Here is a 19,985-nt window from a genome sequence, read left to right on the forward strand (position 1 = left end):
CGCCCGCGGCGGGGCGGCGCGCGACCCCCCGGGCCCCCCCCCCCCCCCGCCCCCCTGCGGAGCTCCGGAGGTCAGCCCTCCGTCGCCTCGTTCCGGGAGCGGGAGGACAGCGCCAGGTACAGCACCGCCGCCGAAACCAGCCCCACGGCCCACCCGTAATCCGACAGCGGTTCGAGGAACGGGATCAGCCCGTCCTCGGGGAACGGCCCCTTCCCCGGCGCCGAGTGCGAACCCCCGACCGCGAGCAGCGCGCCGACCGTGAACGCCAGCACGGCACGCCAGTTCCACCCGCCGCTGTACCAGTAGCGGCCCTCCTTCACGTACAACTCCCGCAGGGCGAGCCGGGTGCGGCGCACCAGCCAGTAGTCGGTGATGAGGATGCCCGCGACCGTGCCGAGCAGACCGCCGACCACACCCAGCCAGACGAAGATGTAGAACTCCGGTGTGGAGATCAGCTCCCACGGGAAGATCAGCACACCGACCACGCCCGTGATCAACGCGCCGGTGCGGAAGGTGATCAGACGCGGCGCCAGGTTCGAGAGGTCGTACGCGGGAGAGACGACGTTCGCCGCCAGGTTCACCGAGATCGTCGCCACCAGGACGGTGATCAGGGCGAAGACGAGCCCGAAGGCGTTGTCGGCCTTGGCGGCCAGCGGGATCGGCTCCCAGATCGGTTCGCCGTAGATCGCCTGCGAGCCCGAGGTCACCAGGACCGACATGAACGCGAACAGGGTCATGGTCGTGGGCAGCCCGAGTGTCTGCCCCCAGACCTGGGCGCGCTGTCCGCGGCCGAAGCGGGTGAAGTCGGGGATGTTGAGGCTGAGCGTCGACCAGAAGCCGATCATGCCCATCAGCGCGGGGAAGAAGACCGGCCAGAACTCCGCGCCCCAGCCGAGCGTCGACGGCTGGTCGAGCAGCGGGCCGAAGCCGCCCGCCTTGTCGGCTATCCACCACAGCAGCACGCCCGCGCCGAGCAGCACGAAGGGCGCCGCCCAGTTCTCGAAACGGCGCAGCGTCTCCATACCCCGGTAGATGATGGCCAGTTGGAGCAGCCAGAACAGACCGAAGCAGAGCCACAGGGCCCACGGCTGGCCGCCGACCACACCCGTCTTCGCCAGCGAACCGTCGAACAGCTTGTCCAGGAGGACGAAGATCCCCTGGCCGCCGATCCAGGTCTGGATGCCGAACCATCCGCAGGCCACCGCGGCCCGCAGCAGCGCGGGCAGGTTCGCACCGCGGATGCCGAACGCGGCACGGGCGAGGATCGGGAACGGGATGCCGTACTTCGGGCCCGCATGCCCGGTGAGCAGCATCGGGAAGAGCACGAGGACATTGGCGAGTGCGATGGTGAACACCGCCTGCTTCCAGTCCATCCCCAGCGCGATCAGCCCCGACGCGAGGGTCCAGGAAGGGATGCAGTGCGCCATGCCGATCCACAGTGCCGCGAAGTTGTACGTGGTCCAGTGCCGCTCGGCGACCGGGACGGGCTTGAGGTCGTCGTTGGCGTACGCGCTGTCGGCGGGATAGGCGCCGGGGGCCAGCTCGACCTGGCCGTCGGCGGTGACCAACTGGGTTGCGGGGACGGCTGGTTCACCCACGTGGGGTGAGGGGTTCGCGTACGTCATGCCCGGTCCATTCCTCTTGGGGAGTGTTGAGGATTGCCCTGACGTGCTCCGACGTGCTCTTACCTGCTCCGGCCTGCTCTTGACTGCTCTGACCTGCCTGCTTGCACACCCGTCATCCCATCGCGGGGATGACCTCCGCTCCGTAGACGTCGATGATCTGCTCGCGGGCGTCGTGCATCGCGTACACGGCGAACTGGTCGACGCCCAGGTCCCGCAGCACACGCAGCTTCTCGAGGTGCGCCTCGACCGGCCCGAGCAGACAGAAGCGGTCCACGATCTCGTCGGGGACGAAGTCCGTGGACGGGTTCCCGGCGCGGCCGTGGTGGCTGTAGTCGTAGCCCTCGCGCTGCTTGATGTACGAGGTGAGCGCCTCGGGGACGAGATCCGAATGTTCCCCGTAGCGGGCCACCAGGTCGGCGACGTGATTGCCGACCATGCCGCCGAACCAGCGGCACTGCTCGCGGGCGTGCGCCAGATCGTCGCTCACGTAGGCCGGCGCGGCCACACAGATCTTGATGTCGGACGGGTCGCGGCCCGCGGCCGTGGCGGCGTCACGGACCGCGCGGACCATCGACTCCGTGAGGAACGGATCGGCGAGCTGCAGGATGAAACCGTCGGCCCTCTGCCCGGCGAGCGCGAGAGCCTTCGGGCCGTACGCCGCCATCCACACCGGCAGCTTCCCGTCGCGCACCCACGGCAACCGCACGGCCGCACCGTCGACTTGGGCCTCGCGGCCCTCCGCCAGATCACGGATGACATCGATCGCCTCGCCGAGCCGCGCCAGGGTGTTGGGCTTGCGCCCGGCCACCCGCATCGCCGAGTCACCGCGCCCGATCCCGCACACCGTGCGGTTGCCGTACATGTCGTTCAGTGTCGCGAACGTGGAGGCGGTGACCTCCCAGGTGCGGGTGCCCGGGTTGGTGACCATCGGCCCCACGGTCAGCCGCTGCGTCTGGGCCAGGATCTGGCTGTAGATGACGAAGGGCTCCTGCCAGAGCACCGCCGAGTCGAAGGTCCATCCGTAGCGGAAGCGATTGCGTTCGGCCCGTTTCATCAGGCTGACGACGTGCGCGGCCGGCGGGTCGGTCTGCAGAACGAGTCCGAAGTCCATGCTGGTGCTCCTGTTTCGAAGCCCACGTCAAGCCCCGTCTTTCCGGGGCGAGTCCGCAGGCCGGGGCCACCGAGAAGCGACCATCGTGGACTTGTTCCAGGGCGTTGGCAAGAGGGCTCTACGCGTGTCCACCCAGACGAATTCAGGCGGTCTGCCGCCGTACGCGGTAGGCGAGGTGCAGCACGCGGTCCCCCTGGACGACGACGTGCGGGTCCTCGAGGAGGTGCTGGGCGTCGACCGCGCCGAAGTAGCGCTTGCCGGAGCCGAAGACCACCGGCACGACGTCCATCGCGACCTCGTCCACGAGGCCGAGCGCGAGAGCCTGCCCGCCCACGTCGCCCGCCGCGACACCGACGGTCCGCTCCCCCGCGAGCTCCTGCCCCTTCGCGATCGCGCCGGCCACGCCGTCCACGAAGTGGTACGAGGCTTCGGGGTGCCAGCCCTCCGGCTTGGGCCGGTGCGAGACGACGATCACGTGGTCACCGGCCGGGGGCTTGCCCTCCCAGCCGTTGGTCATGTCGAAGAGATGCCTCCCGATCACGAGCGCCCCGACGGCGTCCCACACGGGCTGGACGTACTCGGCCGACGCCTTGGAGACGGGGAACTTCCCGCTGAGCAGCGTGTCTCCGTTCCCGTACCACTCGAAGAGCGGCCCCACGTCGTCGTTGTCGTCGGCGATGAATCCGTCCACGGACACGACGTTCTGCATGACTACCTTGCCCATGACTGCTCCCGGGTCTCGGTGGGCCTGGGGTGGCCCTTCACCAAGACAGACCGGATGTGCGCCGGAAACTCATCGGAGCTTGGATCTGCGGGGCGTCCAATCGTGGTGGGCGGCGGTGTCGAGCATCCGGTGGATGACGGGGAGGGGGATCGCCGGGTTGTGCGCCGCTTCTTCGGCGCTCTCCTCGTCCAGGAGCAGGCGTACGAGGAGGGAAGGCGGGAGGGCGGGGTTCTTGCGGGCCTGGTTGCGGACTCGCCACTCGGTGTCTTCCGTGAGCCGGGCCGCGGACGACGGCTCCAGGCGGGGGTCCTCGGCGGCTCGCATGCGTACTTCGCCGTCGGTGTCGTGCGAGAACCGCTCGACCAGGTCGGCAGGCGACTCGGGGTCGTCGAGGGCGAGCAGCCGGACTCGGGGGCGCGGGTCGTCGGCGAAGCGCAGGAGCCTGTCGCGGGGAAAGTTCGGGTGGTTGCGGGGGCGGCCGGGGAAGGTGAAGCTGCCGTTCCGCTCCCACCAGGTCCACACGCCGAGCAGCAGTTCGGCCGGTGCGTCCTCGCAGGATTCGGCCAGGAAGAGGTGCACCACCCGGTCTTCGTCACGGGCCAGTGTCTCGATGATGTCCGGGGGCAGTCGGTGGGCGCGGGCCACACTCCTGCGGATCCAGCGATTCGGTGAGGCAGCCAACTGCCGCATGGCTTCGGGCTGGTCGTGCAGGGCCGCGATCCACCACAGGGCAGCCTCGCGGGCCTCCGCCGGGATGTCCGGGACGGACGCCGCCCAGGCCGCGATCTCGGCGGGCGTCGCCGGAGGCCGCGCTTCGTCGTCGGGCGGGCGCTGAATTCCCCTGCGTACTCCCTGCCACGCGGAAACATACGGATGCTCCGCCATCTCCACGAGTGCCGCGTGCTCGGGCAGGCCCTCGGTGTGGGCGAGCAGGCGCTCCCACTGTTCGGCGGAGAGCCGGCCCGTGTCGGCCGCCCTGCCCCAGGCCCATTTCGACGGGTGTACCACCGCCGCGTCGAGTACGGCCGGGACGTCGCGCCACCACAGGAATTTGGCGTCGCCCAAGTCGAAGTGCCGCACCAACACCTCTGCCGGTGCGGCCAGGTTGAGACCCAGCCCGGCCAGCCACCCCTTGGCCACAGCCCTGGACACCCGCTCGCCCAGCCTGTCCCACACCGCGTCCACGTGTCCCGCCCCCCCATGAAGCCCGGCCCCTCACCCACCCCGCTCCACGGACGGCCAAGCCGACCCAAGATACTGCTCTGTCTGCCGCTCCAGGTCCTCGAGGTGGCCGTCGAAGTGGACCGTGACGCGGCTGCGGTAGTCGGCGAGGAGGGTGCGCAGACCGGTCAGCTGTCGTTCGAGGGTGAGGCGGGAGCTGGTGAGGGCTTCCAGTTCCGAGCGCTTCGCGCGGATCTCGCGGTCCAGGGTGTGGAGGTGGGCGGCGGCCGCCTGTTCGGCGTGTGCGGAGGCCTGTGCGGCTCGGGCCGTCGCTTCCTGCTCCAGGCGGTCGGCCTTCGCGCGGGCCTCGTCGATGATGCGCTGGGCCTCGGCGCAGGCGGCGGCGATCGCCTGGCCCGCGGTGCGGTCGGCCAGCGCGATGATGCGGGCGGCGTCGTGGCCGGTGTCCGTGGGCGCGGGCTGCCGGCGGCGGAGGTCGGTGTTGTCGCGGTGGAGGCAGGCGAGGGTGTACTCGACGTCCTGCAGGAAGGTGTCCACCTCGCCGAGGTCGTAGCCCTCGCGCAGACGTGTGGTGGTGAACCACTTGTGGTGGACGTCGTCGGGGGTCAGCAACGGGCGCTGCTGTCCGGGGACTTGGGGGTGCCGGTCGTTCATCTCGTGCGCGTTCGCCTGGTGCGCGTTCGCCTCGTACGCGTTCGCCTCGTGCTCGTTCAGCGCGCACTCGTTCAGCGCGCGCTCGGCCACCTCGTGCTCGTTCACGTATGCCTCACTTCCTCTCTGAACCGGTCCGGAGCATGCAGGCCTCAGTGCGCCGCCAGCAGCAGCGCCCCCGTCGCGAGGACCGTCGCCGTCGCCGTCGCGAGATGCCAGCGCGGCGGGCGGCCGTTCGCGTGGCGGCGCAGCGCGAGGCGCAGGCCGACGACCGCGTGGCGCACGATGATCCCCGCCACCACGGCGAGCGCCGATGGCAGCAGCACTTCGGGGAAGGGGTGGAGCACGCTCAGGAGTACGCCGAGTGCGGGGCCCAGGCACGCGAGGGCCAGCCAGGGAAGCGGACCCTGGCCGCTCTCCTGGAGCATCACGCCGAGCGTCAGACCGTTGCCGACGGAGAGCACGAGCAGCGCGAGGAAGACCGGGACGGAGAGGATCAGGGCGAGGGTCGTGCCCTCCATGACGCGGTGGACGCCGAGCGCGGCCGCGGTGCCGAGTCCGGCCGACACCACACCGGCCGTCTCGGTGAGGCGGCGGTGCCGTCCCGGTGCGTGACCGGGGCGGGCCCGCCCGTGGCCACGGGTGCACAGGCCGACCACGCCGTACGAGGCGACGGCGACCGTGGGCGGCAGCCAGCCGGGGACACCGAGGAGCACGGTCTCGCGCCAGGCCTCAGGGGCCAGGTCGAGCAGCACTGCGGCGAGCATCAGCGCGGAGGCGGTGAGCAGCAGCAGTCCCGCCTGGGCGCGGGCCCGGCGGGCCAGCGCCACGGTGGAGGCCGTGGCCATGGCGCAGCAGCCGACGGCGACCCAGATGCGGTGCTCGATGAACTTGAGCAAGGAGTGGAAGGAGTGGAAGGTGGTGTGGGAAGTAGTGAGGGAGGTGACGGATTCCGGCAACGGCATTTCTGTACCTCTTACGCCGTTTCCTGACAGCACGCCGGAAAGGCGCGCTTTTTGTGCATTTGGTTCATCGCTCACGAAGGTGCCCAGCAGGGGCGCCGGTCAATCCTGCGCGCGACTTCCGTCCTGGTGACCCGGGCGGACGCGACGTCGGCCCGCCGGGGCGGGATGAAGCAGCTCGATGAAAGGGTTGGGAACGGCAATGCTCAGCCCAACTCGCTGGAGGACGCTTCCGTATGGCCGAGATCCATCACACGACGCTCAAGCCGACCAAGCTGGAACTCCTCACGGACTGGCTGCCCGGGCGGCCGTGGTACCGGGGCGGTCCCGAGGGGCCGCGGCTCTCGAAGGCGGGCGGGTTCCGGCTCGACGACCCCGAGGGCGGGGTCGGGATCGAGTTCATGGTCGTCAGCGATGCAGGTGCGTCGTACGACGGTGCGGAGTCTTCGTATCTCGTCCCGATGACCTACCGCGGCGCGCCGTTGCAGGGTGCCGATGAAGCCCTCATCGGCACCACGGAGCACGGCGTGCTCGGCAAGCGATGGGTCTACGACGGGTGCCATGACCCGGTCCTGGTCGGCGAGTTGGCGGCGCTGATCGACGGACGCGCGAAGGCGCAGGCACAGAGCGTCAGCGACCAGGAGGACCGCGACATCCGGGTCGCGTACGAGGGTGCGCCGCTCGGGGCGGCCGGGATCGAGGCCGTCACCGACACGGAGAGCGGGACCGGGATCCGGTTGACGAGCGGTACGACGCTCCGGCTGGTGCGTGCGCTCGCGCCGGGTGGAGGCGGCCACGTCACCGGCGTATGGCAGCGGGCCGATGCGTCGCAGGTCCGCGCCCCCTTCGTCATCGTGCATCCCGGAGCCTGACCGCACACGCCCCATGTGCCCCTTCTCCCCCTGTGGGATCATCGCTCACAGGAAGAAGGGGGCCGGGGTTTGAGCACGAACAAGGACGAGTCGTCCATACCGGACGAGGAGTGGGAGCGCTTCCTGCGGGAAGCCGAGGCGGGCAGCCCCGGCGCACCCGAGGAGCCCTCGGCGCGGGCGCGGATGGTCGCGGAACGGCTGCGCGACACCCCCGGCGGCCCGCAAGGGTGGCGTGCTCACCAGCCGCCGCGGCAGCGGCGGTTCAAGGCCTGGCAGGTGCTCGCGCTGCTGCTCGCCGTCGCCGGCCTCGTCGTGGCGCTCACACCCGGCGCCTTGTCCGGATGGTTCGGCGGCAGCGGAGCCGACGAGCGGCCCCTCGCCGCGGAGTCCGGGCGTCCGTCCGGAGCGCCGGCGGGCGGCAGTGCCGAACAGCCCACCAGGGACGAGCCGTTCAAGGGCTCCCCGGCCGCCCGGTGGGCCGACGGGGCGGGCGGCATCCATGTGCCCGAAGCGCGGGCGACGGGCTGGATGGACAAGGCCGCGGTCGCGGACGCCCTCGAAAAGTCCCGTGACTTCGTCGTCGCGTCGAATCTCGATCCGGCCGTGCTGCGCGGCAAGCGTCCGGACGCGGCGATCGGCCTCGTCAACCCTCGCCAGGCGGACGTCAAGCCGCTGCTGACCACCGCGTTGACCGAGCCGACCCGGGAGAACGACCCGCTGCTCCTGTTCACGCGCTACCGCACCGACGAGGTCGAGCTCGTCGGTGAGGTCATCAAGACGCGCGGCCGGCTCTCGTACGAGGAGGGCGAGTACGGCGCCCTCGAAGTGACCGCCGACGTCACCTTCGTCTACCCGTTCGCCCGCGCCGAGGGCGGCAGCGACGAGGTCACCCGCACGATCGTGCGCCGTGAGCTGGTGCTGAGCTGGGACGACCCGTCGAAGGTGCGGACGGAACGCGGCACGTTCTCGTTCTCCTCGTACAAGGTGCATACGACCAACGGCGGTTGTGACGTCGTCGGTCACCTCTCCCCCACCTTCACCGAGGACCACGAACGCGGCGGCGGGGGCGAGGGGGTCGACCCGTACGACCGCAGCGAGGGTCTCGAAGGGACCGGGCGCGGTGGGGAGTGCGGGACCGCGAGCCGTTCCTGAACCAGGGGCCGAGGTCAGGCTCCGCGCTTGATCTGCCGCAGGATGCTCTGGTCGGCGATCTCCGTATCGGCGGCGAGCAGCAGGGCCTTGCTGAGGATCAGCCCGAGCCGCTCGTCCTCGAACGGCAGGAACACCTGGCCGCCCCCGGCCGTCCGACGGCGGTCCGGCACGATGCACAGGTAGGCGCCGTCCGGCTCCATGAGGATGTTCGCCGAGCCGAGATGGATCCGGTACGTGGTCAAGTCGCCGCGCACGACCAGGAAGCGGCCGTCGAGCGTGCAGCGCTCGGCGATCTTCAGCCTGGGCAGCAGTCGCGCGAGCACCTCCTTGCGCGCCTCGGCGGTCTCGGTCAGCTCGGCGAATCCGGCGCGCTCCCAGTAGGCGCGCTCGGGCCCGCCGTCGGTCCAGTCGGGGTCGGCGGCGATGGAGCAGACGCCGACGAACAGGTCCACATCGCGCATGGCCTCGCTGAACACCAGCGGCGGCACGTCGGCGAGCGGCGCCTCGAGCCAGGTCCCCGACTCCAGGCGCTGGAAGCGGACTTGGTCGGTCGAGGCGAGTTCGTGCACACCTTCCGTGTCGGTCCACAGGTGGCGGAACGTGACCCGCCACCGGCCCGAGTCCATCAGCCGCTCGGCCCAGTCCTCCTCACCGGCGTCCCAGCCGCCGAGGAGTCCGCTCTGCCAGCCCTGCGCCCGGAACAGGGCGAACATCTTGCGGTAGTGGACGATATGGGCCGCGAAGCGGTTGGAGTGGACGCGGGTCCGCTCCTCGGCCGGGGTGAGCAGATAGATCTCGCGGAAGGCCTGCTTGAACGGCTGGCGCACCTGCCGTTCCGTGAGCAGTTCACGCCACCGCCGTACGGCCTCGGGCTCCGCGCGCTGCGGATGCCACAGCCGTACGCGAGCGTCGTCGGGGGCCTCGGGGAGGACATCGTCGGCCTCGGGCAGTACGGCCTGCCAATGGTCGGGTCCGAGTTCGATCTCCCAGATCAGGCGGCGTACGAGCGTCCGGGCGAGCGGGTGCCCGGCGAGCTCGGAGCGCCACCAGCCGTACGCGTGGGTCGCGTCGTCGACGACGAAGCTGCCCTCCAGGGCCCTGAGCAGTGTGGCGAGTTGGGCGTTGACGCGCTTGACGAGATCGCGCAGTTCCTTGACGAGGTCTCCGTGGTCGCGCCGCACCGCGGCCGGGACGCTCTTGAGTGCGCGCCCGTCTTTCTCCCAGGTCAGCACGGCGGTGTCGGTCACGGTGACCACGCCCTCGTACGCACCGGCGGACCTGCGCACGACTGCGTCGTCGTCGAAGTCGAGGCGCGGCAGACGCAGGGCCACCTCGGTCCGTTCGGCCAGCGCGATGTCGGCCTTCTTCAGCATCTTGTCGAGCTGCTTGGGCACGCCGGCGTGGCGCACGGTCCGGCGTACGGTGCGCAGGGCGGCCACGAGCTCTGGTGTGGGGAACTCCTTGGCGGCGCGGGCGATTTCGTAGAGCAGGGCCTGCGAGGGCAGCGTCTTCGCGCTGCCGGGAGCCAGCGCGATGCCGGGCAGCAGCCGTGCGCACACCTCGGGCAGCCAGTCCTCGTCCCGCTCCAGGGCGACCCGCAGCGCATCGCCGAGGACGGTCACCTCCCGGTCCGTGAAGGCCTTCTCCGGTTGGTACGGGATCTCCCGGGCCTGTATCGCCTCGGCGCGCGCGGCCGCGGCTTCCAGGGCCCGGCGGGCGAAGGCCACGTACGCGGGATGGGCCGCCGCGCTGAACCATACGTGCGCGTCCGTCTCCACGAGCCGGTGCTCCCGGTCCATGCCGGCGAGCTGCCCCTGCGCGGCCGGATCGAGTCCCGCCCGTACCGCCATCTCGTCGGCGACGATCGGCCCGCTCTTCTGCGCCACCGTCGCGACGGTGGCCCGGACCGTCTCCTCACCCGCGAGCCGCGCGAGCGCCAGCAGCGCGAACGGCTGACGGAACGGCTGGTGCTCGCACGCCGACTCGACGAGGGAGCGGGCCAGTTCGGGCGCTTCGGGCACGGGTTCGATGAACCCTTCGATCACCGCAAGCAGCTCCCTCAGGTCCACCGGCCTGCCCCCGCGGCACTCCTCGATGAACACCTCGAAGATCCTCCGCACGGCGTGGGGCGCATACCGCGCGGTCCGCTGACGCGCCGCGGCCATGACGGCCGACCGCACGCGCACCACCTCCCATGGAGCTTGCTCAGGACCCGTGTGGAACGCCGCCGCATGCAGGGTCCCGAGCTCGTCGTCGCCGACCTCGCCCAACTCGACGGGCTCCTGCGCATCCAGCTGGGCGTCGGGATCGGTCAGTGCGCGCAGCAGTCGCTCGGCCGTCGCGTTCATCGGGCACCCCGCTCGATCTGCCGGAGGATCGTCCCGTCCGTGATCTTCGTGTCGGCGGCCAGCATCAGCGCCTTGCTGAGGATCAGCGAGAGCCGCTCGTCCTCGAAGGGCAGGAAGACCTGACCGCTCGTTCTCGGCGAGCGCGCCGCCGGGACGATGCAGAGGTAGGCGTCATCGGGCTCCATGAGGATGTTCGCCGAACCGAGATGGATCCTGTACGTGGCCAAGTCGCCGCGGACGACCAGGAAGCGGCCGTCGAAGGTGCAGCGGTCGGCGAGCTTCGTCAGGCGGGGCACGATCCGTTCCAACGCCTCGCGACGGATCTCGGCCGTGGCCGTGAGGGCGCCGAAGGTCGCGGTCCGCCAGTAGTCGGTGTAGCGGTCCTCGCCGCGGTCGGTCCACTGGGGATCGGCGGCGATCGAGGTCACGCCGACGAAGAGGTCGACATCGCGCATGGCCTCGCTGAACACCGGTGCCGGCACCTCGTCGAGCGGCGCCTCGCGCCACTGCAGACCGTGGCGGCGCTCGAAGCGGACCTGATCGGTGGCGGCGTGGTCCGGTGAGTAGCGGAAGCCCTCCTCCGCGGGCTCGTGGTGGAACAGCGCCCGCCACGCGCCGTCCCCGAACTCGGCCCGGGCGGTGCCGTCGTAACCGCCGTCGTGGCTGCCGAGGTAGTTGGACTGCCAGCCGCGCACCTTGAACAGGGCGTAGAGCTGTTGGTAGTGGACGATGTGCGCGGCGAAACGGTTGGAGTAGAGGCGGGTGCGCTCCTCGGCCGGGGTGAGCAGATAGATCTCGCGGAAGGCCTGCTTGAAGGGCTGGCGCAGGCGGTCGGCGATCAACCGTTCGCGCCACGCTCGGACTTCGTCCGCCGCTGCCCTGATCGGGTGCCAGAGCCTGACGTGTGCTGCGGTGCCGTCTTCCGGTCCGGCGCCCGGCGCGGCGGACCGCCACGGGCCGGTCTCGTCGCGGAACTCCCAGATCAGGCCACGGACCAGCACCCCGGTGACCGGGTGGTCGCGGTAGTGGCGGCACCACTCGTCGTACGGCCACACGCGGTCGGTGGACAACAGGCCCTCCACACGGGCGCGTTCGCCCGCGAGGGTGCCGCGGAGCTCCTTGGCGTACGCCTTCAGCTCCTTGAGCTCCTCGGGGAATCCGTCCTTCAGGGCCGCGGGTGCGGTGCGGGAGGTGGTGCCGTCGGGGCGGATGAAGGTGAGGCGTACGGTCGTGGCGTCCTCGATCGCGATCCGTATGCGGTGGTCTCCCGCCTCACTTTCCCGCGCGCTGTCCTGGCCCAGCCCATGGCCGGGCACGCTGCGCTCGACGAGCTGCTGCGGGGTGATGCCCTGCTTTCCCGCGGCGGTCGTCAGGGCGGTGTCGAGCTGCTTGCGCAGGGCGCGGTGCCTGATCTTCGCCTGCAGCCGCCCGAGCTCTTCGAGGGAGGCGGGGGCGCCGGTGTCGGCTAGGGCGTTGACGGCGGCGCCCGACAGCTTGAGGTCCTCGATGACCCCGCGCTCGGCGCCGCTCACCCGGAGGGCGAGTGCGCCGAGGTGACGTACCGCGTCCGGCCCGCCGGTCAGGGCCGCCGCCCAGACGGCGCCTCGGGCGAGGTCGGTGTCGGGGCTGTGGACGACGGAGGGGGAGTGGTGGGTGGCGCCGGTCCCGGCCGTGTGCCGACCGTGGTCCCGGGTGCACAGGGGCTCGCCCTCGGCGAGGTCCCTGAGTGTGCCGGCGACGAGGTCGTCCGCCTTCGCGGCGGCCACCCGGTCGGGGCAGGTACGCCGCCCCTTCTGCGGGGGGGGGGGGGGCGCCAGGGCGGGGGGATGCCGTACGAGAGCGGCGAGTTCGGGCGCCTGCCCGGCCCCGGCACGTTCCCTGAGCGCTGCCGCCCAGGGGGCGTCGGCGGGTACGCGCTCCAGCGCATCCGGCCGCACGTCATCGAGCGCGTCTCGCTCACGGGCCTCGCCCGCCAAGGTCTCGTACACCATGCGGGGATCATGGCAGGGGGGTCTGACAACGCGTCCGCAGGTCCGGGCCGCCCGTCGGCACCGGCGCTGTCAGTCCCGCCCGCAGATGTCCTGGCTCCTCCACCGGCTGGACCGCCGGGAGTTCGGGAGCGGGCTGTCGAGCGACGCGTTTCTGACGCGAGGGTGGGCCGGTGGCTGACCGGCCCACCCTGAGGTGTCGAGGTCACACGGTCAGTGCCTCGGCGGACTCCGTCCCCTGGACCGGGCCCTGCTTGCGCTCGGGCCCCCGCAGCGCCACGTAGACGAACAGCGCGGCCATCACGAACACGCCCGCCCACATGGCCTGTTGCCAGCCGTCGACGAAGGACTCGCGGGCCGCGAGGACCAGTTCCCGCGCCTGGGGGCCGGCCGCGTGGGCGGCGTCGAGGGCGTTGGCGACGCCCTCGCGGGCCGGTCCCGCGGCCTCGGACGGGAAGCCGTCGAGCCGTTCCCCGATCGCGTCGCCGTAGCCGGCGGAGAGGAGCGCGCCGAGCAGGGCGATGCCGAGAGCGGTGCCGAACTCGCGGGTGACGTCATTGAGCGCGGAGGCCACGCCCTGGCGCTCCTGAGGCAGGGAGGAGGTGATGGCCTCGGTGGACGGCGTCATCGACAGACCCATCCCGACGCCCATCGCGAGCATGCCGGGCAGCACCGACAGATAGCCGCCGTCGACGGAGACGACCGCGGCCATGAGGCCGAGTCCCGTTCCGGACAAGGCGATTCCGGTGGCCATGGTGGCCTTGGGGCCGACACGTCCGGCGAGCTTCGGGGCGAGGCCGGACGTCATCATCATGAGGACGGCCATGGGCATCAGGGCCGCGGTGGACAGCAGTCCGGACCAGCCGAGCACGGCCTGGAGGAACGGGAAGAGCACGACGAAGATCCCGGCCTGCACCCCGAAGACGGCGAGCAGCGTGAGCGAACCGCCGGCCAGTCCACGCGCACGGAACAGACGTACGTCGAGCAGCGCACCCTCACGGCGCCGCAGCTCCCAGAGCACGAAGAACACGGCGGCGAGCGCTCCGAAGGCGAGGCTGACCAGCGTCAGCGGCTCGTTCCAGGCCCGCTCGGGCCCCTCCTGCAGAAAGAAGATGAGACCGACGACGGCGACGACCGAGGCCAGTGCTCCGGTGGTGTCGTACGCATGACGGGAGTGCTCACGGGAGTCAGGGACGGATCGCAGCGTCATCGCCAGGGCCACCGCGACCAGGACGACGGGCAGCACGAACAGCCAGCGCCAGTCGGCGACGTCGACCAGGGCGGCCGACAGGAACATGCCCAGGATGCCGCCGCCTCCGGCGACCCCGGTCCAGATGCCGATGGCGCGGCCGCGTTCCTCCTCCGGGAAGGTGGAGGTGATGACGGCGAGCGTGATCGGCATGATCATCGCGGCGCCGACCCCGCTGAGCAGGCGCGCACCGAGCATGACCTCGGTGGAGGGCGCGAGCCCGCCGGCGACGCTCGCGAGACCGAAGAGCACCAGGCCCGCGATCAGCATGCGCTTGCGCCCGAGCCGGTCGCCGAGCGCACCGAGCGGCAGCAGCAGCGCGGCCAGGGTCAGCGTGTAGAGGTTGATCATCCACAGGATCGCCGACTGCGAGGCACCGAATTCCACGGCCAGGTCGGGCTGGGCCACGTTCAGGCCGGAGACCGAGGCGATGACTGCCATCAGCGCGATGCAGACGGCGATCAGGATGGAGCGGCGCCGACGGGCGTCGGTCGCGGAGTCGAGGGTCGGGGGTGGAGTCGGGGGTGGGGGCATGGCTGGAGTCGGGGGTGGGGTCATGGCTGGAGTCATGGGTCCTCCCAAAAAGGGCGCGCGAAAGCCGCTGCGGGTCGGACGGGGAGTCGGGGATACGTGAGCAACGCTAAGCGGACCTTGCCCCTCAGACATACAATCTTGCCCATGACGCAAGACACTGATGATCTGGACGGCCTCGTCCGCAAACGCATCCGCGCCCTGCGCGTGGCCCAGGGCTGGTCCCTCGAGGAACTGGCCGCCCGGGCGAAGGTCAGCCAGTCGACCCTGAGCAGGATCGAGAACGGTCAGCGCCGCCTCGCCCTGGACCAGCTGGTCACCCTGGCGCGGGCCCTGGACACCTCACTGGACCAGCTGGTCGAGAACGCCTCGGACGACGTCATCATCAGCCCCATGATCGACGCCTCGCACGGCCTGATGCGCTGGCCGATCAGGGCCGAGCCCGGCATGACGGTGGTACGTCAGCGGATGACCGAGCCGCCCCCGGAGAACGCCGCGAGGATGCGGGCGCACCCCGGCCGCGAGTGGCTCGTCGTCCTCTCCGGCACGGCGATCCTGCTCCTGGCGCACCGCCGGCTCCGGATCGAGACCAACCAGGCCGCCGAGTTCCCGACGATGCTGCCGCACGCGATCGGCAGCGCCGGCGGCCCCTGCGAGATCCTGGGCATCTTCGACCGCGACGCCCGCCGCGGCCATCAGCGCAAGGACCCCGAGCAGGCGCCGGAAACCACCTGAGGCTCACGGCGCCCCCAGGGCTGGCGACACCGCGGGTCGCCCGCCACCATGGGCGGGCCGACGCACAAGGGGGGTCCATGAAGGCGCGGTTGTTCCTGATCATCGTTGTCGTCGCCGCCGGCGTCGTCTGGACGGTCATGGCCCGCGAGTGGAGCGACAAGGACTGCCGCACGGGACAGGGTTACGCGCTGGTCCTCACGAAGGGCGGCCCCCCGGACGATCACGAGGGCTGCCGACAGGGGCTCGAAGGACCGGAGTTCACGGACGCCTACATCGACTGAACCCCGGCCCTCGGCGCACCGATCAGGGCTTGCGCGCCAGCCCGCCCGCACAGGACACCTTGACCGGCTCGCCCCACGGGTTGGGCTGCGGGCGCCAGCGTTCGACCGAGACCACGCCGGGCTCGAGGAGTTCGAGGCCGTCGAAGTAGCGGGCGATCCGGTCGATGCTGCGCGGGGTGTACGGGACGGCGCCGCTGTTCGCGTTGTGGCGGGCGATGGCCTCGACATACGCGGGGTCGGCGTCGGAGCCGTCGTACAGCGCGAGATAGCTGCCGGACGGCAGGGCGGAGAGCAGGTGGTCCACGACGGACTGCGGCTTCTGCTCGTCGGTGACCAGGCCCATGATGCCCATCAGCATCAGGGCGACGGGCTGCGAGAAGTCCAGGGTGCGGGCGGCTTCGCGCAGGATCGTCTCGGGGTCGCGTACATCCGCCTCGAGGTAGTCGCACTTGCCCTCGGGCGTGCTCGTCAGGAGTGCCTGGGCGTGGACCAGGACCAGCGGGTCGTTGTCCACGTAGACGATGCGCGAGTCGGGGGCTATGGACTGGGCGACCTCATGGGTGTTGTTGGCGGTCGGCAGCCCGGTGCCGATGTCCAGGAACTGCCGTATCCCGGCCTCGCCCGCGAGGTAGGAGACCACGCGGGTGAGCATCTGGCGGGACTGGCGGGTGACGTCCCGCATGCCCGGGTACACCTCGACGACCTTGTCGCCGGCCACCCGGTCGATCGCGTAGTTGTCCTTGCCGCCGAGCAGGTAGTTCCAGATCCGCGCCGAGTGCGGTCGTGACACATCGATCCGGCTTCCGCCCTCGGACCCGGACTTCTCGGACTCTTCGTACACCACGGTCGGCTCTCCCTCTGCTCCAAGCGCGTCTGACGTCAACTTACGGTCTTCGGGGGCGCCTTGGGAGGTCCTGGAGCAAATGCTGCCACCTGCGCGTTCAACTCGCTTGCTACCGTGTCGCCTTCACCGCCGGGGAGGGGTTGGCACATGATGTCCGAGGTGTTCCGTATCGCCGGGGAGCTCGAAGTACGACGGCTCGGATTCGGGGCCATGCATCTGCCCACCGAGCCGGGACCGGACCGGGAGAATGCCCTCGCGGTGGCCCGGCGGGCCGTCGAGCTCGGGGTCACGCTGATCGACACCGCGTACATGTACGGCGGCGGCAGCAATGAGGAGTTGCTCGCCGAGGCGCTGTATCCGTATCCGGAGGAGCTCCTGGTCACCACCAAGATCGGTCTGGAGCGGCGCGGACCTGCGGGTGAGTGGGAGCTCGACGGGCGGCCCGAGGTGCTGCGCGGTCAGGTCGACAACGCGTTGCGGCGGCTGCGGGTCGAGCGCGTCGAGCTGCTGCAGCTGCACCGGATCGATCCGAAGACACCGCTGGCCGACCAGATGGGTGCGCTGCGCGAACTCCAGGAGGCGGGCAAGATCGGGCGGATCGGGCTGTCCGAGGTGACGGTCGACGAGCTGCGCGAGGCGCGGGAGACCGTCGAGATCGCCAGCGTCCAGAACCGCTACAACCTGCTCGACCGCGAGCACGAGCCGGTGCTGGCGGTGTGCGAGCGGGAGGGCATCGCGTTTCTGCCCTGGCGTACGGTCGCGTGGGGGAAGTCGGGCGCGGATGCGGAAGTGGCCGCGGTGGCGGCCGAGTTGGACGCCACGCCGACACAGGTCGCCCTCGCCTGGCTGCTCGGGCACTCCCCCGTCATGCTGCCGATCCCGGGCACGGCGCGGCTGGCGCATCTGGAGGAGAACGTCGCCGCGTCGGGGATCGAGCTGAGTGCGGGGCAGCGGGCGCGGCTGGACGGGCTTGCGGGGGTGGCGTAGGAGCGAAAGCGACTCTCACTCATCCGACCACCGGACAGCGGCGCCCACCTCGTACGTCTCCCCCTGAGCGGAACCGTCAGGCCACCTCCTGCCGCACCTCCGCCTCCAGCGCCGCGAGCAGCCAGTCGTGGGCCTCGCCCGGCGTCGGGGCCGGCCGTTCTCCGGGGCCGGTGGCCACCTGCGACACGAGTTCCCAGTAGCCGTCGAACCGTGGATCGTCCGCGAGTTGACGCGCCAGACCACGCCGGAACCCCGGACCGTCACGGTGCCCGGTCACCGTCGCGTACGTGTCCACGAAGCAGACCAGCGCGTCACCGGAGTGCGGGTCCGCGCCCGCCAGGATCTGCCGGCCCGCCAGTTCGTACGCCTCGGCCAGACCCGCGTACAGCAGCGCGGACTCGCGCGCGCCCGCGGCCCCGTGCGCGGCGGGCTGGGGCCGCGCGGCGCCGGAACAGGGGCGCGACACCAGGGCGTTGAGCCGCGCGAACGCCAGGACCTGCCCGGACGACGGGCTGTCCGGCGGCTGCGGCACGGCCACCTCCAGGAAGTCCGCGGTGGACTTCGCCGGCATCCGCGCGGGCAGCCACGCACGCCAGAACCGTGCGAGCGGTGCGGTGCTCGGCGGCGTGCCGAGCGCTCCGATCAGCTGCAGGCGGTCGGCGCGTTCCGCCGGCTCGGATTCCTGTACGAGGCGGAGTGCGGCCTCCTGCCAGCGCAGGGCGGTCAGTTGGGAGCCGAGCGTGCGCAACTGCCCGGCGACCGCGTCCTCCAGCGCGCCGGACCGTTCGTCGACGATGCGGTGGACCTCCGGCAGGGGGACGCCGAGGCCGCGCAGGGAGCGGATCAGACGGACCCGCTCCAGGGCCTCGGGACCGTATCTGCGATGGCCGCCGCCACTGCGCGAGAGCTCCGGCAGCAGACCGCGGTCCGAGTAGAAGCGGACGGTCTTCACGGTGGTCCGCGCATGCTCGGCGAGCTCGCCGATACTCCACGCACCGTCGGACGGCGTCGGCACTTGAACCTCCCTTTAGGGGAGTTCCTAACGTACCCGCGACCGCGAAACCGGCGACGGACCGGTCCGCGGGCGACGGAGTGCGGAGGTATGGGATGACCCGATTCATTGTGGTTCCGGGACTGTTCACGGGGGCCCAGGTGTGGCAGGAGACGGTCGAGCGGCTGCTGGCGGCCGGCGCGAAGGCGGATGTGGTGGAGGTGCCGCGACCGCGCGAGGGCGTCGTAGGCCTTGAGGGCGTCGTAGGCCTTGAGAGCGCCGTGGCTCCCCCGGCCGCCGTGGACCTCGAGGCCCATATCGCGCAGGTCGTCGCGGCGATCGACGCGGACGGCACGCAGGACACGAACACACGTGGCACGCAGGACACGGGCACACGTGGCACGCAGAACACGGGCACCCAGGACACAGGCACACGTGGCACGCAGGACACGGACACGCACGCCGCGGACGGTACCGACAGCGCACGGGACGTGGTGCTCGTCGGGCACGGCTACGGGGTGTTCCCCGCGGTGGGCGCGGCGGACCGCCGCGCGGACCGGGTGGCGCGGATCGTGTATGTGGACGCGCCGCTGGTGCAGGACGGCTCGGTGGGACTGGCCACGGTCCCCGACCCCGCACTGCGCGAACACCTGGCGGAGGAAGAGCTGTTGGCGGCCCCCGGGCGTGCGGAGTGGGCGCGCTGGGGCAGCACGGCGGGACTCTCCGACGCACACCTGGACCGGCTCACCGCGCTCGCCGCACCGCATCCGACGGGGACACTGCTGCGGCCGCTGCGCCTGACGGGGGCGTCCGCGGACCTGCCGACCACGGGGGTGCTGTGCATGGAGAGCGGGACGACGATCGAGACGGTACGGATGCTCGTCGGCTTCGGCGATCCGGCGCTGCGGGCGCTGGCCCGTCCGGAGGTCACCTTCTTCGAACTGCCCACCGGGCACTGGCCGATGCTGTCCCGTCCGTCGGAGCTCGCGGATGCCCTCCTCGCGGCGGCCGCAGGTGAGGGGGTGAGCCTGTCGGCGGACGACGCACCCGCCGAGACGCCGGGGTACCTGCGGCCCTTCCTCCTGGACGTACCGGAGATCACGCCCGAACGCCACGGCGCCGTGGACCTGTTCCTGCCCGCCGCCACGGGTCCGCGGCCCGCGGTGGTGTTCGTCCACGGGGGCCCGGTCCCCGCGGACATGCGGCCATCGCCTCGGGAGTGGCCGACCTTCGTCGGATACGCCCGGTACGTGGCCGCGCAGGGAGCGGTCGGGGTGACGCTCGATCACCGGCTGCACGACGTGGCCGACTACGCGGTGGCCTCGGCCGACCTGGCCGCCGCGGTGGAACAGGTCAGGGCCGACCCGCGCGTCGACGCGTCCCGTATCGCCCTGTGGTTCTTCTCCGGCAGCGGTCCGATGACGGCGCACTGGCTGAGCGCCCCTCCCCCGTGGCTGCGCTGCCTCGCGGCGAACTACCCGATCATGGCGCCGCTCGCGAGCTGGGGTCTGGGGCCGGGTCAGGTCCGCCCGGCGGACGTGGTCGCGAAGGCGGGCCGACTGCCCCTGCTCCTCGTCCGCGCGGGCCTGGAAACCTCCGCGATCGCGGCGACGGTCACGGAATTCGTCACGGCGGCCCGCGCCGCCGACGCCCGCCTCGAGGTGGTCGACGTACCGCACGGCCACCACTCCTTCGAGGGCCTCGACCGGACCGCAGAGTCCCGCGCCGGCGTACGGGACTCCCTAAGGCGGG

17 protein-coding genes are annotated in these 19,985 nt (G+C 71.4%); 6 read left to right on the forward strand and 11 right to left on the reverse strand.

The window, feature by feature from the left end; genetic code table 11:
- Nucleotides 1–71 precede the first annotated feature (71 nt).
- From JAO81_RS03690 to JAO81_RS03715, 6 genes are all read right to left on the reverse strand, one after another.
- Nucleotides 72–1,625: an NCS1 family nucleobase:cation symporter-1 gene (locus tag JAO81_RS03690; protein WP_199546264.1), complete on the reverse strand. Its 1,554-nt coding sequence runs from the start codon at nucleotides 1,623–1,625 to the stop codon at nucleotides 72–74.
- Nucleotides 1,626–1,737: 112 nt separating this feature from the next.
- Nucleotides 1,738–2,736 (reverse strand): TIGR03842 family LLM class F420-dependent oxidoreductase, encoded by a 999-nt coding sequence (locus JAO81_RS03695; RefSeq protein ID WP_199546265.1) that lies wholly within the window; start codon nucleotides 2,734–2,736, stop codon nucleotides 1,738–1,740.
- Nucleotides 2,737–2,878: 142 nt separating this feature from the next.
- The gene (locus JAO81_RS03700) at nucleotides 2,879–3,460 is read right to left on the reverse strand and encodes a dihydrofolate reductase family protein (protein ID WP_199546266.1); all 582 of its coding nucleotides are present in this window, start codon (nucleotides 3,458–3,460) and stop codon (nucleotides 2,879–2,881) included.
- A 69-nt stretch (nucleotides 3,461–3,529) separates the two neighbouring features.
- Nucleotides 3,530–4,612 carry a hypothetical protein gene (locus JAO81_RS03705; protein WP_233414866.1) on the reverse strand — a complete coding sequence of 361 codons (1,083 nt, stop codon included), beginning with the start codon at nucleotides 4,610–4,612 and terminating at the stop codon, nucleotides 3,530–3,532.
- 63 nt (nucleotides 4,613–4,675) lie between these two features.
- Entirely contained in the window at nucleotides 4,676–5,401 is a 726-nt protein-coding gene (locus tag JAO81_RS03710; protein WP_199546268.1) for a DivIVA domain-containing protein, read from the reverse strand.
- 44 nt (nucleotides 5,402–5,445) lie between these two features.
- Nucleotides 5,446–6,258, reverse strand: a complete 813-nt coding sequence (locus JAO81_RS03715; RefSeq protein WP_199546269.1) for a hypothetical protein — start codon at nucleotides 6,256–6,258, stop codon at nucleotides 5,446–5,448.
- Between the two features lie 233 nt (nucleotides 6,259–6,491).
- Between JAO81_RS03715 and JAO81_RS03720 the strand changes: the two genes are divergently transcribed.
- Both JAO81_RS03720 and JAO81_RS03725 read left to right on the forward strand, forming a co-directional pair.
- Complete coding sequence (locus tag JAO81_RS03720) at nucleotides 6,492–7,127, forward strand: 1,4-alpha-glucan branching protein (protein WP_199546270.1); 636 nt, start codon at nucleotides 6,492–6,494, stop codon at nucleotides 7,125–7,127.
- A 69-nt stretch (nucleotides 7,128–7,196) separates the two neighbouring features.
- The gene (locus JAO81_RS03725; RefSeq protein WP_199546271.1) at nucleotides 7,197–8,279 is read left to right on the forward strand and encodes a hypothetical protein; all 1,083 of its coding nucleotides are present in this window, start codon (nucleotides 7,197–7,199) and stop codon (nucleotides 8,277–8,279) included.
- 14 nt (nucleotides 8,280–8,293) lie between these two features.
- Here JAO81_RS03725 and JAO81_RS03730 read toward each other — a convergent pair whose 3' ends face one another.
- From JAO81_RS03730 to JAO81_RS03740, 3 genes are all read right to left on the reverse strand, one after another.
- Nucleotides 8,294–10,627 (reverse strand): DUF4132 domain-containing protein, encoded by a 2,334-nt coding sequence (locus JAO81_RS03730; protein ID WP_199546272.1) that lies wholly within the window; start codon nucleotides 10,625–10,627, stop codon nucleotides 8,294–8,296.
- Nucleotides 10,624–12,618 (reverse strand): DUF4132 domain-containing protein, encoded by a 1,995-nt coding sequence (locus JAO81_RS03735; protein ID WP_199546273.1) that lies wholly within the window; start codon nucleotides 12,616–12,618, stop codon nucleotides 10,624–10,626. Before JAO81_RS03735 ends, JAO81_RS03730 begins: the two co-directional genes overlap by 4 nt.
- Nucleotides 12,619–12,820: 202 nt before the next feature.
- Nucleotides 12,821–14,398, reverse strand: coding sequence for an MFS transporter (locus JAO81_RS03740; RefSeq protein WP_199546274.1), 1,578 nt, complete (start codon nucleotides 14,396–14,398; stop codon nucleotides 12,821–12,823).
- A 144-nt stretch (nucleotides 14,399–14,542) separates the two neighbouring features.
- Between JAO81_RS03740 and JAO81_RS03745 the strand changes: the two genes are divergently transcribed.
- Complete coding sequence (locus tag JAO81_RS03745) at nucleotides 14,543–15,130, forward strand: helix-turn-helix domain-containing protein (protein ID WP_199546275.1); 588 nt, start codon at nucleotides 14,543–14,545, stop codon at nucleotides 15,128–15,130.
- Between the two features lie 77 nt (nucleotides 15,131–15,207).
- Entirely contained in the window at nucleotides 15,208–15,411 is a 204-nt protein-coding gene (locus tag JAO81_RS03750) for a hypothetical protein (protein ID WP_199546276.1), read from the forward strand.
- Nucleotides 15,412–15,433: 22 nt separating this feature from the next.
- On the opposite strand, the gene JAO81_RS03755 is transcribed toward JAO81_RS03750, so the two are convergent.
- Nucleotides 15,434–16,252: an SAM-dependent methyltransferase gene (locus JAO81_RS03755; protein WP_199546295.1), complete on the reverse strand. Its 819-nt coding sequence runs from the start codon at nucleotides 16,250–16,252 to the stop codon at nucleotides 15,434–15,436.
- Between the two features lie 150 nt (nucleotides 16,253–16,402).
- Here JAO81_RS03755 and JAO81_RS03760 point away from each other — a divergent pair, with 150 nt between their 5' ends.
- Nucleotides 16,403–17,242 carry an aldo/keto reductase gene (locus tag JAO81_RS03760; protein ID WP_199546277.1) on the forward strand — a complete coding sequence of 280 codons (840 nt, stop codon included), beginning with the start codon at nucleotides 16,403–16,405 and terminating at the stop codon, nucleotides 17,240–17,242.
- Nucleotides 17,243–17,318: 76 nt separating this feature from the next.
- Here the strand turns inward: JAO81_RS03760 and JAO81_RS03765 are convergent, their stop codons facing one another.
- Entirely contained in the window at nucleotides 17,319–18,257 is a 939-nt protein-coding gene (locus tag JAO81_RS03765; RefSeq protein ID WP_199546278.1) for a MerR family transcriptional regulator, read from the reverse strand.
- Nucleotides 18,258–18,349: 92 nt separating this feature from the next.
- Between JAO81_RS03765 and JAO81_RS03770 the strand changes: the two genes are divergently transcribed.
- On the forward strand, nucleotides 18,350–19,985 hold a 1,636-nt coding region (locus tag JAO81_RS03770), incomplete at its 3' end, for a S9 family peptidase (RefSeq protein ID WP_199546279.1).

It is taken from the genome of Streptomyces sp. N35, from assembly GCF_016464295.1.
Taxonomy (GTDB): Bacteria; Actinomycetota; Actinomycetes; order Streptomycetales; family Streptomycetaceae; genus Streptomyces.

What these genes read in the sequence shown, in the direction of transcription:
- JAO81_RS03745 (WP_199546275.1), top strand. Translation starts at nt 14,543, where the DNA reads ATGACGCAAGACACTGATGATCTGGACGGCCTCGTCCGCAAACGCATC.
- JAO81_RS03760 (WP_199546277.1), top strand. Translation starts at nt 16,403, where the DNA reads ATGATGTCCGAGGTGTTCCGTATCGCCGGGGAGCTCGAAGTACGACGG.
- JAO81_RS03700 (WP_199546266.1), bottom strand. Translation starts at nt 3,460, where the DNA reads ATGGGCAAGGTAGTCATGCAGAACGTCGTGTCCGTGGACGGATTCATC.
- JAO81_RS03750 (WP_199546276.1), top strand. Translation starts at nt 15,208, where the DNA reads ATGAAGGCGCGGTTGTTCCTGATCATCGTTGTCGTCGCCGCCGGCGTC.
- JAO81_RS03740 (WP_199546274.1), bottom strand. Translation starts at nt 14,398, where the DNA reads ATGCCCCCACCCCCGACTCCACCCCCGACCCTCGACTCCGCGACCGAC.
- JAO81_RS03690 (WP_199546264.1), bottom strand. Translation starts at nt 1,625, where the DNA reads ATGACGTACGCGAACCCCTCACCCCACGTGGGTGAACCAGCCGTCCCC.
- JAO81_RS03695 (WP_199546265.1), bottom strand. Translation starts at nt 2,736, where the DNA reads ATGGACTTCGGACTCGTTCTGCAGACCGACCCGCCGGCCGCGCACGTC.
- JAO81_RS03715 (WP_199546269.1), bottom strand. Translation starts at nt 6,258, where the DNA reads ATGCCGTTGCCGGAATCCGTCACCTCCCTCACTACTTCCCACACCACC.
- JAO81_RS03720 (WP_199546270.1), top strand. Translation starts at nt 6,492, where the DNA reads ATGGCCGAGATCCATCACACGACGCTCAAGCCGACCAAGCTGGAACTC.
- JAO81_RS03730 (WP_199546272.1), bottom strand. Translation starts at nt 10,627, where the DNA reads ATGAACGCGACGGCCGAGCGACTGCTGCGCGCACTGACCGATCCCGAC.
- JAO81_RS03735 (WP_199546273.1), bottom strand. Translation starts at nt 12,618, where the DNA reads ATGGTGTACGAGACCTTGGCGGGCGAGGCCCGTGAGCGAGACGCGCTC.